Raw genomic sequence first — 12,160 nt, 5'->3', positions numbered from 1 at the left:
CATGACTGCACAAGTTCCCGACAGAGTTAACGTCCAAACCAACAACGGCCGTGTCGAGGTCATTGGACTCAACGAGCAAGACGTTTCCTATGCCCTCTCGCTGTATCACGCGGTGGGAAACGAGCGTGTCCAGGCCCGGGCGGCCCTGGCGTCATACGTTCACGAAGCCATGATCGAAGAATCCATCCCGCTGGTTTCACAGGCTTCTCAGCGGCAGGTGCAGCGCAGCGCAGCCCTCCGGCAACAGCTTGTCCAAGAAAACGGCGCCGAAACTTACGCATCGCTGGCGGAATTTCGCGGAACCATGGAAAGCTCAATCCGCACCTGGGTGTCGCGGCTACGTAAGCGACGAGAGATTTTCACCGTAGAAGCCCGAGGCCTTGTCCTAGTCCCGTCGGTGCAACTCACCGATTCCCGGGATGTAAACCCGTTGATTTCCGAGCTGGTCCGACCATTGCTGTACGCCGGGTTGGACGGGTGGTCGCTGTGGGCTTGGTTGACTAATCCCACCGGGCTTCTGAGCGGGGAGGTTCCAGCCGAAGTCGCCAGGAGCAACATGAAACGTGCCCACAAGGCGGCCGAACGGTACGCGGCCGAGCTACGGACCGCACAGGCGACCCCCTAATGACCGGCGGATTCCCACCGCAAGACCTTCAATGCCCTGATCCCGCCGGCTGTACCGTCGCGATCTCGCAGTTGGGATCCCTGGCCACGACTGGTGGCTTGCTTCACGTCAGTTTCCCTACTTCTCGACACTGGTACCGCGTCTACGACGCCCGAGATGGATACGGCCACCCGAACCCCGGTTTTGGCGACACACGGTTTTCACCGTTCGACTCGCTTGGCACCGGGGAACGGGTACCGTCTTTTTATTTAGCGCAGTCCCTTGAAGCCGCGCTGTTGGAGACCAGCCTTCACGACGTGCATGTCCGCCGTCCCAGGGTGGTTTCAGAGCTGTCTCTTCTGGGCAAACTACATGCCCGAGTGGTGCCGCCGGGGCCCCTAGACCTGATCGATCTCCGTGATATGCAGCTCGAGGCTCTGGGGCTGGTACGGGAGAATGTCGCGAGCAGCTCTACCGAGCATTATCCCTGCACGCGGAAGGTTGCGCGGACGATCCACGCCTCATATCCTGCGTCTTCTGGCATCCTCTGGCACTCCCGTCAGGCCGAGATCTCCGGGATACGGCACCAAGAGGTCGCAATGGTCTTTGGAGACAGAGTGCCGCTGCACCGCGGCGCTTGGACACTCGGTCCCTATCGAAATGCTTCGGGTTCACTACTGGAGGGCACCGGCAGGTTGCTACTCGACGAGTTGGCGGAGGCCTTAGATGTCACGATCTCAGTCAGCGATGACCTTCCGTAGCGCCCGTGCCCGGCAATAAAATTGTTGGGACCCTCACCAGTACCCTCCTGAAACGCCCCTCGTTGCGCCGATACAAAACGCTTGTTCAAAGTCCTCCACCGGCATCGGAGCACTCCAACGAAACGGTCCACCGCAGTGGCATTGAAAAGCGACTGAATTTACACGAAGTTCAACACCCGGTCAGCATCTAAGATCCGTCGGCGAAGGCCTCCGCCACGCCAGGGATCTGTTCCCTGTAGGTCTCAAATAGTTGCCGGGCCACAGCGATCGAATCCACCAGCGGGTGGGCGGCCAGCGCCCGCCAGGCCAACGTCTCACTCTTTTGCTTCGAGGCGGAGATGACCAGCCGCTCCACCGCCTTGACCTGCTGCAGCAGCCCGAGCATCTCCCCGGTGACCGGGGCGATCTCCTTCGGGACGATGCCGGCGGCCGTGACGGTGCACGGGACTTCGATCACTGCGTCCTCAGGCAGCTGTGGAACCATACCTCGGTTAGCCACATTCAGGATCATGGTTGCAGGCTTGCCGCCAAGCAGTGCCGTCATCAAATCCAGGGCCACCTGCTGGTAGCCCCCACCCTCGATGTCCGAAGCCTCACGGTTGGTGCGCTGGTCCTCGGGCCTGCTTTCGGCCATGTAGCTGGCCTCGCGGTCGTGTTTGGTCCGTTGCCAGGATTCCAGCGCACGCTCCGGGTGCTGACAGGCTTCGGCGTAGAAGCCGGACTGCTGCCGGTGCAGAAACTCGCCGCGGGTCTCGGGCGAACCAGCCAGCCGTGCGGTGGCCTCGCGCTGGAAGTAGTAGTAATACAGATATTCATTGGGGATCGCCCCCAGCGCCCTGACCCATTCCAGGCCCATGAGCCGGGCTTCCTCGATGCCACCCAGCAGCACATCGTCGGCCAGCAGCCCTGGGAGCTTGTCCACCCCGCCCACCTTCAGGGAGCGCAGCCAGCCCAGGTGGTTCAGTCCCACGTAGTCGAAGTCGACCTGCTCCGGGGTGGAGCCGATGGCGTGCACGGCCCGGCGCATCAGCCCGATGGGGGTGTCGCAGATCCCCACCACATTGTCCCCCAGTTCCTCGCGCATGGCCTCGGTGACGATGCCGGCGGGGTTGGTGAAGTTAATCAGGAAGGCCCCGGGTGCGAGCCTGGCCACGCGCTTGGCCAGGTCCCGGGCATGCGGCAAGGTGCGCATGGCGTAGGCCAGGCCGCCGGGGCCGGTGGTCTCTTGGCCCAGCACCCCGAGATCAAGGGCGATCCGTTCATCCTTGATCCTTCCCTCGGTCCCACCAATGCGCATGGCGGAGAAGATGAAGGCCGCCCCTCTCACCGCTTCATCCAGCGTTGCGGCGGAAACCACGCTCGGTGGCCGCGGCAGCGCCGGCGCCATTTGCTCCAGCACGGCCTTGATGGCCATCACCCGCGCAGGGTCTGAATCGAAGAGGCAGAGCTCGGTGATGTGCACGCCCTCGTTCTCGCCTGCCAGTGCCTCGAAAATCTGCGGGACCCTGAATCCGCCGCCGCCAATGATGGTCAGTTTCATGCCAGTTCCACTTCGCTTCCTAATGTCCTGAATGCTTCGAGGGTATACGGATCGGCGCCCTGGCTGGTCACCAGCGTGCTGATCCGCTCGGCGGTGCACACATCTCGGATCCCCACCCCGGGGAATTTGGTTTCGTCGGCCAGCAACACGATCTTCGCACTGCTGTCCAAGATGGCCTGCTTGACGGGTACCTCGATACCGGTGGTGTCCTGCACCGTGGTGTCCTCCCTGATTCCGCTGCAGCCCAGGAAGCTGATGTTCGCCCGGATGTTGGCCAGCGACGCCAGCGTCAACGAGCCCACCAGCGAGTGATACGAGCGGCGCAGCACCCCGCCAAGGATGATCAGTTCAACCTCGGGGTCGTTACGCAGCTCATCAAGCACCGCCATGCTGGAGGTAATCACCGTAATCTTGCGTCCGCGCAGGGCCCGGGCCAGCATCGCGGTGGTGGTGCCGATGTCCAGCAGCACCACGTCGCCGTCCTGCACGAGTTCCGCGGCCCGGTTGGCGATCTTTTCCTTGGCCGGCGAGCTTCTGGCCAGCACCTCGCGGAAGTCGATCTTGTCCGAATCCAGCGACCCACCCCCGTGGACCCGGCGCAGGTGACCCTCGGAGGAGAGCAGGTTCAAATCCCGTCTGATGGTCGACGGGCTCACCTTCAGGTCGTTGGCCAGCTCCTGGACCGAGACATCCCCGGTCTCCTGGATCCGGCGCAGGATCGAGCCCTGCCGCGCACTGATTAACATACCCCCAGACTAACAGTCACAAATGAGCAGAACCGAGCAAATTCAATCACTTGTACCACCCCTTAACGCGTGCTAACGTCCAATTCAAGGGTGCGCTGCGCGCCCCGCATGCCACCGGAAACCCGGTAAGCATCCCTGACCGCCACTGACGGCGCAAGCAAGAGGAACACACCGGTGATCTCCGCATCCGAGCCAGAGACGGAACTCGATCTGTTCCTCACCGGCTCCCTCTTCTTCGACATCATCTTCACCGGCCTGCCCACGGCCCCGCAGCCCGGCACCGAGGTCTGGGCAGAGGGCATGGGCTCGGTCCCCGGCGGCATCGCCAACCTCGCGGTGGCAGCCGCCCGGCTCGGTTTGTCCACCGGGTTATCGGCAGGCTTCGGGGACGACGCCTACGGTGCATGGTCCTGGTCGCTGCTTGAAGAGCAGGAGGGCATCGACCTAAGCCGCTCGCGCATCTTCGAGAACTGGCACTCGGCCCTCACCGTATCCCTGGCCCGCGACGGGGACCGCTCGATGATCACCCACGGCCACCCGATCCCCATCAGCGCCGCCGAGCTCATCGGCATCCCACCCACCTCCAAGGCGATGATCGCCGAGCTGGCCATGCCCGGACATGAGGAACCCTGGTGGATCCCCACCCACCCCAACCAGGGCAAGGTTTTCGCGGCCGTCGGCTGGGACCCCACAGAAAAATGGGACACGGCCACACTCAACGACTTAGCACTTTGCCACGGGTTCCTGCCCAACCACGTCGAAGCCATGGCCTACTCCCGCACTGAGTCGCCCGACGCCGCACTGAAGGCGCTCTCAACACGCGCCCCCTTGGTGGTCATCACCCAGGGCGTGGACGGTGCCATCGCCATCGACTCCTCCACCGGGGAACATGCCCAGGTTCCCAGCCTGCGCGTGGCGGCCATCGACCCGACGGGCGCCGGGGACGTATTCTCCGCCGGCATCGTGCTGGGCACCCTGGCCGGCTGGCCGCTGCACCAACGCTTACTCTTCTCCACGCTTTGCTCGGCCCTGGCGGTGAAACACTTCGGCGGTTCGCTGGCTTCCCCGGGCTGGGGAGATATCGCCGACTGGTGGGAAACGGCCAAGCTACGCGCCCGCGACAACGCCGAATGCGCAGACATCGCCAAACGCTACGGGTTCCTCAACGACGTACTGGCGCAGCACAAGCCCAACGCCGTGCGCCGCGCCGAGGCCACCTTCGGGCTGCTGACCGAGGCCGAAGCCCACTACCGCCGCCACGGGCACGGCCCGCTGCCACCCTCGCGCTAACCCGATCCCCCGGCGGCCCCGGTCCCCTCCCGGCCGCCGCCCACCAAAACTTCCCCTGTGTACGAAAGGACCCATATGACACCCCGAGGCAAAACCCGCACCCTGGCCCTGGCCGCAGCGGCCGTCCTGGCGCTGAGCCTGTCGGCCTGCACCCCGGGATCCGAGGCCCCCGCGCCCTCGGCACCGCAAACCGGCGCCATCGTCAACACGGATGTGGCGTCGATGGGCGAGGTAACCCTGACCATCTGGGACCAGGAGGTCCGCGGCGGACAGAACGAGCAAATGACCAAGCTCAACGCCGCCTTCGAGGCCAAATACCCCAACATCACCATCAAGCGAAATTCCCAGTCCTTCGAGGATCTGGGTAAGACGCTGCGCCTGGCACTCTCGGGCACCGACGCCCCCGACGTGGTCCAGGCCAACAACGCCCGCAACACCATGGGCGCGTTTGTGAAGGCCGGGCAGTTACTGCCGCTCGATGACTGGGCCGCGGCCTACGGCTGGACCGAGCGCTTCCCGTCCTCGGTACTGAAGTACTCGCAGTACTCCACCGACGGCACCACCTTCGGCTCCGGCTCGGTCTACGGGCTGCCGCAGGTCGGTGAGGTCGTGGGCGTCTTCTACTCTAAGAAGAAGCTACAGTCCCTGGACCTTGAGGTCCCGGGCGACTGGGCAGGATTCGAAGAGGCCATCACCACCGCCAAGGAGGCGGGCGAAACCCCGCTGCTGCTGGGCAACATCGAGAAGTGGCCTGCAGGTCACGTCTTTGGCCCCATCCAAGGCGCCAAGGTCCCCGCAGAGGACATCGAGAAGCTCGGCTTCGGCAACGCCGGCGCCTCCTGGACCACCGAGGAAAACCAGGCCGCGGCGCAGACGCTGGCCGACTGGAACGCCAAGGGCTACTTCAACCAGGGCGTCAACGGCACCGAGTACGATGCCGCCTGGCAGAAGCTGACCAAGGGCGAAGGGGTCTTCTTGATGGGCGGCTCCTGGATGGCCGCCGACTTGGAAGACGCTATGGGGCAGGACGTCGGATTCTTCGCTCCCGGTGCCACCGCAGGAACGGGCGCACACACCACCGGCGGCACCGGGCTGCCCTTCACCGTGACCGCCAAGACCAAGAACCCCGACCTCGCCGCGGCCTACATCGACTTCATCACCAACCAGGACGCGATGAAGGTGCTGGCCGAGACCGGGAACCTGCCGGTGCTTGACACCGCGGCCCACGCCCCGGACTCCGGAGTCCAGAGGGACGTGTTCACCACCTTCGAATCGGTGAGCACCGATGGAGTACTGCTGCCGTACCTGGACTACGCGACCCCGACCATGGGAGACACCCTGGGCGATTCGCTGCAGGGACTGCTCGATGGCCGGATCGACGCGAAGGCCTTCACCGAGGCCATGGAAGCGGACTATGCCGGCTTTACCCAAGGCAAGTAACACCACCGGCGCCCCGGGGAATTCCTCGGGGCGCCAGGGCCGCCGGCTGACCCCGTATCTCTTCATCGCCCCGGCCTTCATCATCTACGCGGCGTTTATGCTCTACCCGCTGGCCCGCTCGGTGCACCTCTCGCTCTTCGCCTGGGACGGGCTGAGTCTGGCCACGTTCGTCGGGGCGGAGAACTACACCGAGATCTTCGCCGACGCCCGGCTGCGCGCCGCCTTCGGCCACGCACTGGTGTTCATCTTCTTCTACGCGGTGCTGCCCTGCGGGATCGGCCTGGTGCTGGCCGCGGTACTAACTCGGGCCAAGGCCCGCGGGCTGGCCCTGTTCCGCACCCTGGTCTTCCTGCCGCAGGTCATCGCGATGGTGGTGGTCTCGGTGGCCTTCAAACAGATTTATGCGCCCGACGGGCTGCTGAACTCGATGCTGCGCTCCATCGGCCTGGACGCGCTGACCCGGTCTTGGCTCGGGGACTACGTCTTCTCCCTGCCCGCCGTGGGGCTGATCGGCTCCTGGGTGTCCACCGGATTAGTCACGGTGCTGCTGCTGGCCGGCATGGCCAAGATCCCCACCGAGCTCTTCGAAGCGGTCCGGCTCGATGGTGCCGGACCGGTGCGCGAGTTCTTCGCCATCATCGTCCCAGCGGTCCGCGCGGAGCTCACCGTGGCCCTGACGCTGACCATCGTCGCCTCGCTGAAGACCTTCGACTTGATCTACATGACCACTTCCGGGGGTCCCGGTTCCTCCACCACGGTGCCCAGCTACGAGGTCTACCGCAGGGCATTTGAGACCGGGCAGGTCGGCTCCGCCGCGGCCATCGGCGTCACCCTGACCCTCATCATCTTCCTGATCACCCTGGCCGTGAACCGGATCTCGGAGCGTGCCCAATGAGGGTCTCTGCCACCGAGCGCACGCTGAACTACGTGATCCTGATCGGCTTCTCACTGGTAGTGCTCACTCCGGTGCTCTCCATCTTGGTCACCGCGTTCGGTCCTGCCAGCGCGTCCGCCGCCCGTCAGGGCTCCTTCCACCCCGGCAACTTCGCCGAAGCTTGGGTCGAGGGACGCTTCGGGCAATACATGGGCACCTCGGTGCTGGTCGCGGTGATTGTGGTGTCCCTCGCCGTGGTGCTGTCGATCATGGCCGGCTACGCGTTTGGGACCATGAGATTTCGCGGCGAACAATTCCTGTTCTACCTCTTCCTGCTGGGCATCATGGTGCCCTCCGAGGCCATCATCGTGCCGCTCTTCTTCGATCTGCGCACCTTCGGGCTCACCGACACCGTCTGGGCCGTGGCCCTGCCACAGGTCGCCCAGTCGGTCGCGTTCGGCACCTACTGGATGCGCGCCTACTTCAAGGGCGTGAATCCCTCCATCATGGACGCCGCGCGCGTGGACGGGGCCTCAAAGGGCAGGATCCTGTTTTCCATCCTGGTGCCCATGGGCCGCCCGGCGATCACCACCATGGTCGTTCTGATGTTCATGTGGACGTGGAACGAATTCCTGATCCCGCTGGTCATGTCCCCTTCCGGGGAGTTCCGCACCGCCCCGCTGGGCCTGGCCTTCTTCCAGGGCCAGTACACCCAGGGCACCGCGCTGTTGGCCGCCGCCGCGGTGATGGTCGCCCTGCCGGTGGTCCTGCTCTACTTCCTGATGCAACGCCACTTCATCAAGGGCATGCTCGAGGGAGCCGTCAAGGAATAACCGGCGCACAATGGGTTCCATGAAGATCCTGCTGCAGACCCCGCGGTTGGTGTTGCGTCAATTTACCGCCGACGACGCCGGGCTGCTGGTTGACCTGGATGCGGACCCGCGGGTCATGCGCTATATCTCCAACGGGGTGCCGACCTCGCTGGCGGAAATCACCGACGAGTACATCCCCGCCTACCTCGGCTACCACCGGGCAGGTCCGGACTTCGGGTTCTGGGTGGCTCAGCTGCGGACCACCGGCGAATTCGCCGGCTGGTTCCACCTGCGCCCCGAACCCGGGACCCCTGCCGCGGAACCAGAGCTGGGCTACCGGCTCAAGCACGTGTTTTGGGGCCGCGGGCTGGCCACCGAGGGTGCCCGCGCGCTGATCAACCACGGGTTTTCGGTGCCGTCGGTGACCCGCATCCATGCCAACACCATGGCGGTGAACACCGCCTCGCGCCTGGTTATGGAGAAGTGTTCGATGGATCTAGTGCGGCACTTCGTCGCCGACTGGCCGGTGCGCATCGACGGGGACGAGCTCGGCGACGTCGAGTACGCCATCACCCGCGAAGCGTGGCTGACCGCCGGGCCCGGATCCTCCGGCGCCTAGTGGCCGAAGCAATCGGTTGTTGCCCTGGAAGGAAACTGCGGGCACGGCTCCGTGCAGCAGGGTTTTTGCAGATGCCGCGTCAGGCCAGAAAGCGCATACGCGGCGCCCCGTGCTGTGTGTAGCGAAAAATCCCATACTCTCCTCGCCCATCCTGCCCCCATTCAAGCCACGGGCATCAAAACCGCGATGTGACCTAGACAACTCGAAATTAGTTGGGCATCCTAAGATCACTATTCATCGGGGAAACGACTACACGTTTCCCCGCTTGAAAGCCGCACGCCCGCCGAAGAGATAAGAACGCTTCCCCTGAAGGATTTCCGCAAGGCCGAGCCGCATCGATCAGCCGGCAGCTACCCGCCAGGCACTAACGTACCGAACAGGCCAACAACACCCGCATCGAACATCTCCAGTCCAGGCATGATGAACATTTCGAAAGGACCTTCATCCATGAAAGATTCCACGCCAGGCAGCGCTGAGGCGGCGAGCATCATCACCACGGATCCGGTCGATACCATCGGTGCGTTGCTGCGCCGCAGTACCTCCCGCAATCCGAACACCACCGCCCTAGAATTTCAGGATCGTCGGTGGACCTACCGGGAACTGGATGTGGCGGTGCAACGAGTTGCCGGCAGGCTGCGCAGCGCCAATCTTCCTCCAGGCTCCCGGGTGGCAGCCTACGGCGCCAACTCCGATGCCTACGCGATCTTGTTCCTGGCCTGCGCCTCGGCGGGACTGGTCCATGTGCCGGTGAACTTCGCGCTCAAGGGTGACGAACTCACCTACCTGCTAGAAGATTCCGGAGCCGTCGTGGTGGTGGCGGATAAGGAAAGGCTGCCGCTGGTGAACCAAGTTCGTGACGATGGCCGGGCCGAAGCCATCGAGCAGGTCTGGACGTTGCTGCCCGGAGCCTCCGATTCGCCCTCGATCTTGGACACCGCGTTGGACCCTGCCGTGGACCCCGAGGCGGGCACGGACCCGGTGCACGTGGCAGTTCGCGGTGGCGATCTGGCCCAGTTGTTGTACACCTCCGGGACAACCTCCGCGCCCAAGGGTGCGATGATGACTCACGCGGCGTTGATCGCCCAGTATGTTTCGGCGATCATCGCCCTGGACTTCACGGCCGAGGACCGGCCGCTGATTCCGATGCCGCTGTATCACTCGGCGGCCATGCACGTTTTCCTCTTGCCCTACTTGTCCCTGGGAGCCACGGTCCGGCTGATGGCCAAGCCTGACATCGCCGAAATCCTGAAACGGGTCGAAGCCGAGCACATTGGCTCGCTTTTTCTGGCGCCCACCGTGTGGGTGCCCCTGAGCAACCACCCGGATCTGGACACCCGCGACTTGTCCTCGCTGACCAAGGCCCAGTACGGCGCCTCCATCATGCCGGTGACGGTGTTGCATCGTTTGCGCTCCCGCTACCCGGGGATCGGTTTCTACAACTGCTTCGGCCAGTCGGAACTCGGGCCACTGTGCTCGGTCTTGCGTCCGGAGGATCACGAAGCTCGTCCGGCCTCCTGCGGCCGGCCGGTGTTCTTCGTCGAGGCACGGGTCATCAATGCCGAGGGGACGATCGCCGCTGCTGGCGAGCCCGGTGAAGTCCAGTACCGTTCCCCGCAGGTCATGAACGGGTATTGGAACAAGCCCGAGGCAACGGTCGAGGCCTTCACCGAGGGCTGGTTCCGTTCCGGCGACCAGGTCACCCGTGATCACCAGGGCTATATCCAGGTGGTCGACCGCATCAAGGACGTGATCAACACCGGCGGTGTCCTGGTGGCTCCTCGCGAAGTCGAAGACTGCATTTACGAGCTCGAGGAAGTCGCCGAGGTGGCAGTGATCGGGCTCGAGGATGAACGCTGGATCGAAGCCATCACCGCGGTGGTGGTGCTCAAGGAGGGTGCTGAATTGACCGCGGAAACGGTGCGCCAACATGTGAAGAGCAGGCTCGCGAATCACAAGGTGCCCAAACGGGTGGATTTTGTGGCAGAGCTCCCCCGCAATCAGTCCGGGAAGCTGCTCAAGCGCGAATTGCGGGCCGAGCGCTCCTAACCCTGCCGCCCCGCTTTTCACCGTCCTTGTATCACGAGACCCGCGGTACCCGGCGGATCTTTTCGGCGCTCCGGCACGGGCCGCTCCGGGTGCTGTGCCAGAGCAGATCAGTGGGCATCCGGAAGGAATCCGCCTACGCTAAAGGGAGGAGCCACAGGCATCGGCTTCGGGCACAAAGACCAGGGAATCGGAGCACATCGTGGATACGAGAATGATTTACACCATCGGCCACTCCACCCATGAGATTTCCGAGTTCATCAAGATCCTCAAGGCCCACGCCATCACCCACCTCGTTGACATCCGCAGCATCCCGAAGTCACGACACAACCCGCAGTTCAATGGCGAGGTCCTCGCCGAGGCACTGACCGGCGCGGGAATCGGCTACCACCGGGCCAAGGATCTCGGCGGCCTGCGCCCCACACACAAGGACAGCGGCAACGGAGCCTGGCACAACGATTCATTCCGCGGCTACGCCGATTACATGCAGACCGAAGCCTTCGATCACGCCATCGAGGATTTATTGACGCGGGCCAACGGACACAGCACCGCCATCATGTGCGCCGAGGCCCTTCCCTGGCGCTGCCACCGTTCGCTGGTCGGCGATGCGCTATTGGCCCGCGGCGTCGAAGTCCTGGATATCTTCTCGGCCACCAAGGCCACCGCCCATACGATGACCTCCTTCGCCCAAGTTGAAGGCACCACCATCACCTACCCGCCGACCTCACAGAACCCTGCCTAGGCACAGCGGAGGCCAACTGTCCGTGAGCATCGCTACGCTGGGAAACACCAAGCGATGCTGGCAACCGAGCCACCGCCCAGCCCACGGAGGACCATCATGAATACGCAGGCCTTGGTGCAGGTAGCCCAGGACATTGCCACCCGCGCCCACGCCGGACAGGTCGATAAGTCCGGCGTCGAGTACATCACCCATCCCGCGCGTGTGGCAGCTGGTGTGCGCGCCCACGGCGGCGACGATGCGGCGATCGCCACGGCCTGGCTGCACGATGTTCTGGAGGACTGTGAGGTCACCGAAGCTGACCTTGGGGCTGCTGGTATCCCGGTCCCTGTCATCGAGGCGGTTCGCGCACTGACCAAACGCGAGGGTGAAACTTTGGAGGACTACTGCGCCCGGGTCCGGGGAAACCCAACGGGCCTGTTGGTCAAGCGTGCCGACATCGAGGACAACACCGACCCCGCACGCACCGCAGTATTGCCCGCTGAGACACGTGAACGGCTAGCCGCGAAGTACGCCCGCACCCGGTCCTTGCTCGGCTTCCCGCAACCGCACTAGCGCTTGCGCCAGGCCGTCCGCTCAACCACGGTCCCGGCATCCAACCGTCGCCGAAATCCGCATCAGGTCTTTGGCCCCTTGTCCGGTACTGGTTCGAGGGCTAAGAATAGGAATGTGCGGACGCGTCTGCACCTACC

The 12,160-nt window shown here is 64.1% G+C and carries 12 protein-coding genes; 10 read left to right on the top strand and 2 right to left on the bottom strand.

What is annotated here, in order from left to right; all coding sequences use genetic code 11:
- Nucleotide 1 precedes the first annotated feature (1 nt).
- Entirely contained in the window at nt 2–625 is a 624-nt protein-coding gene (locus ADIAG_RS04585; protein ID WP_007270147.1) for a hypothetical protein, read from the top strand.
- Nucleotides 625–1,365, top strand: a complete 741-nt coding sequence (locus ADIAG_RS04580; protein WP_007270146.1) for an RES family NAD+ phosphorylase — start codon at nt 625–627, stop codon at nt 1,363–1,365. Before ADIAG_RS04585 ends, ADIAG_RS04580 begins: the two co-directional genes overlap by 1 nt.
- Nucleotides 1,366–1,552: 187 nt before the next feature.
- Here the strand turns inward: ADIAG_RS04580 and ADIAG_RS04575 are convergent, their stop codons facing one another.
- Both ADIAG_RS04575 and ADIAG_RS04570 read right to left on the bottom strand, forming a co-directional pair.
- Entirely contained in the window at nt 1,553–2,905 is a 1,353-nt protein-coding gene (locus tag ADIAG_RS04575) for a 6-phospho-beta-glucosidase (RefSeq protein WP_007270145.1), read from the bottom strand.
- Entirely contained in the window at nt 2,902–3,651 is a 750-nt protein-coding gene (locus ADIAG_RS04570) for a DeoR/GlpR family DNA-binding transcription regulator (RefSeq protein ID WP_007270144.1), read from the bottom strand. Before ADIAG_RS04570 ends, ADIAG_RS04575 begins: the two co-directional genes overlap by 4 nt.
- A gap of 174 nt (nt 3,652–3,825) precedes the next feature.
- Between ADIAG_RS04570 and ADIAG_RS04565 the strand changes: the two genes are divergently transcribed.
- The 8 genes from ADIAG_RS04565 to ADIAG_RS04530 all read left to right on the top strand — a co-directional run bounded on the left by ADIAG_RS04565 (nt 3,826) and on the right by ADIAG_RS04530 (nt 12,023).
- Nucleotides 3,826–4,941, top strand: coding sequence for a PfkB family carbohydrate kinase (locus ADIAG_RS04565; RefSeq protein WP_007270143.1), 1,116 nt, complete (start codon nt 3,826–3,828; stop codon nt 4,939–4,941).
- A gap of 75 nt (nt 4,942–5,016) precedes the next feature.
- The gene (locus tag ADIAG_RS04560; RefSeq protein WP_007270142.1) at nt 5,017–6,381 is read left to right on the top strand and encodes an ABC transporter substrate-binding protein; all 1,365 of its coding nucleotides are present in this window, start codon (nt 5,017–5,019) and stop codon (nt 6,379–6,381) included.
- Nucleotides 6,356–7,276, top strand: a complete 921-nt coding sequence (locus ADIAG_RS04555; RefSeq protein WP_007270141.1) for a carbohydrate ABC transporter permease — start codon at nt 6,356–6,358, stop codon at nt 7,274–7,276. Before ADIAG_RS04560 ends, ADIAG_RS04555 begins: the two co-directional genes overlap by 26 nt.
- Nucleotides 7,273–8,088: a carbohydrate ABC transporter permease gene (locus tag ADIAG_RS04550; RefSeq protein ID WP_007270140.1), complete on the top strand. Its 816-nt coding sequence runs from the start codon at nt 7,273–7,275 to the stop codon at nt 8,086–8,088. Before ADIAG_RS04555 ends, ADIAG_RS04550 begins: the two co-directional genes overlap by 4 nt.
- A gap of 10 nt (nt 8,089–8,098) precedes the next feature.
- Nucleotides 8,099–8,686: a GNAT family N-acetyltransferase gene (locus ADIAG_RS04545; RefSeq protein WP_007270139.1), complete on the top strand. Its 588-nt coding sequence runs from the start codon at nt 8,099–8,101 to the stop codon at nt 8,684–8,686.
- Nucleotides 8,687–9,133: 447 nt separating this feature from the next.
- A complete protein-coding gene (locus ADIAG_RS04540) occupies nt 9,134–10,732 on the top strand; it encodes a fatty acyl-CoA synthetase (RefSeq protein WP_007270138.1) in 1,599 nt (532 codons plus the stop codon).
- Nucleotides 10,733–10,943: 211 nt separating this feature from the next.
- Nucleotides 10,944–11,471, top strand: a complete 528-nt coding sequence (locus ADIAG_RS04535; protein ID WP_007270137.1) for a DUF488 domain-containing protein — start codon at nt 10,944–10,946, stop codon at nt 11,469–11,471.
- A 96-nt stretch (nt 11,472–11,567) separates the two neighbouring features.
- A complete protein-coding gene (locus ADIAG_RS04530) occupies nt 11,568–12,023 on the top strand; it encodes an HD domain-containing protein (protein ID WP_007270136.1) in 456 nt (151 codons plus the stop codon).
- The last annotated feature ends 137 nt before the right edge of the window (nt 12,024–12,160 follow it).

Source organism: Paeniglutamicibacter gangotriensis Lz1y, from assembly GCF_000348945.1.
Taxonomy (GTDB): Bacteria; Actinomycetota; Actinomycetes; order Actinomycetales; family Micrococcaceae; genus Paeniglutamicibacter; species Paeniglutamicibacter gangotriensis.
Note: the sequence above shows the minus strand (reverse complement) of the source record. Positions and strands in the feature narration are given on the sequence as shown.

Coding starts and splice junctions, on each gene's coding strand:
- ADIAG_RS04585 (WP_007270147.1), top strand. CDS start 2: ATGACTGCACAAGTTCCCGACAGAGTTAACGTCCAAACCAACAACGGC.
- ADIAG_RS04580 (WP_007270146.1), top strand. CDS start 625: ATGACCGGCGGATTCCCACCGCAAGACCTTCAATGCCCTGATCCCGCC.
- ADIAG_RS04575 (WP_007270145.1), bottom strand. CDS start 2,905: ATGAAACTGACCATCATTGGCGGCGGCGGATTCAGGGTCCCGCAGATT.
- ADIAG_RS04570 (WP_007270144.1), bottom strand. CDS start 3,651: ATGTTAATCAGTGCGCGGCAGGGCTCGATCCTGCGCCGGATCCAGGAG.
- ADIAG_RS04560 (WP_007270142.1), top strand. CDS start 5,017: ATGACACCCCGAGGCAAAACCCGCACCCTGGCCCTGGCCGCAGCGGCC.
- ADIAG_RS04555 (WP_007270141.1), top strand. CDS start 6,356: ATGCCGGCTTTACCCAAGGCAAGTAACACCACCGGCGCCCCGGGGAAT.
- ADIAG_RS04550 (WP_007270140.1), top strand. CDS start 7,273: ATGAGGGTCTCTGCCACCGAGCGCACGCTGAACTACGTGATCCTGATC.
- ADIAG_RS04545 (WP_007270139.1), top strand. CDS start 8,099: ATGGGTTCCATGAAGATCCTGCTGCAGACCCCGCGGTTGGTGTTGCGT.
- ADIAG_RS04540 (WP_007270138.1), top strand. CDS start 9,134: ATGAAAGATTCCACGCCAGGCAGCGCTGAGGCGGCGAGCATCATCACC.
- ADIAG_RS04535 (WP_007270137.1), top strand. CDS start 10,944: ATGATTTACACCATCGGCCACTCCACCCATGAGATTTCCGAGTTCATC.
- ADIAG_RS04530 (WP_007270136.1), top strand. CDS start 11,568: ATGAATACGCAGGCCTTGGTGCAGGTAGCCCAGGACATTGCCACCCGC.